The sequence below is a fragment of the Mesorhizobium sp. M7A.F.Ca.CA.004.06.1.1 genome (assembly GCF_003999135.1).
Taxonomy (GTDB): domain Bacteria; phylum Pseudomonadota; class Alphaproteobacteria; order Rhizobiales; family Rhizobiaceae; genus Mesorhizobium.
On sequence record NZ_RZPQ01001331.1, the window covers coordinates 1 to 703 of the forward strand.

At 65.0% G+C, this 703-nt stretch carries 2 protein-coding genes; one reads left to right on the forward strand and one right to left on the reverse strand.

Annotated features, from left to right (window positions below; translation table 11 throughout):
• On the reverse strand, window positions 1-187 hold a 187-nt coding region (locus EN906_RS36130; protein WP_348629313.1), incomplete at its 3' end, for a caspase family protein.
• A 170-nt stretch (window positions 188-357) separates the two neighbouring features.
• On the opposite strand from EN906_RS36130, the gene EN906_RS36135 reads away from it, so the two are divergent.
• Window positions 358-703: bifunctional ornithine acetyltransferase/N-acetylglutamate synthase (locus EN906_RS36135; protein ID WP_206529291.1), on the forward strand; the 346-nt coding region annotated here is incomplete at its 3' end.

Genomic DNA, 703 nt, shown 5'->3' on the forward strand with positions numbered 1-703 from the left:
CCTCGAAGCCGATCGAGCGCAGCTTGTCGGCGATGTCGAGGGCGTCGTTGACCGGGTTGGCCAGCGTGCCGGCTTCGGCGTAAGTGCCGTTGCCGATGACAAGCGCCACGCGCCGTTGCGGCTGCGCATCCGCGCTCAGCAGCAAAAGTCCCAGAAATGCCCATGCAAGGATCGCAAGCCTGCCCATGGGGCAGATCATAACGCCATCGGCCCCGGCGACGCCATCGGATTTGCAATGCAGGCCTAACCACGAGCGGGTTCGAACTCCCGGGCAAGAGCGACGAAAACGCCCTTGCGCCCGCGCGGTCTATCGGGCAAACCGGCCTTCCCCTGCGATTTTTCCCGCCCGAGGCCTCCATGTCCACGACGATTTCGCCGCTCGCGCCGAAGAAATACCCCAAAATGCCGGAAATCGAAGGGGTGCGCATCGCCACCGCCGAGGCAGGGATAAAGTACAAGAGCCGCACCGATCTTTTGACCATGGTCTTCGATGAAGGCACCGCGGTCGCCGGCGTGTTCACGAAATCGAAATGCCCTTCGGCGCCGGTCGATTTCTGCCGGCAGAATCTCGGCGCAGGCAAGGCCCGGGTGCTGGTCGTCAATTCCGGCAACGCCAACGCCTTCACCGGCAAGAAAGGCCGCGAGTCGACCGCGCTGACCGGCGAGGCGGCGGCGAAGGCGGCCGGCCGCACGGCAACGGAGG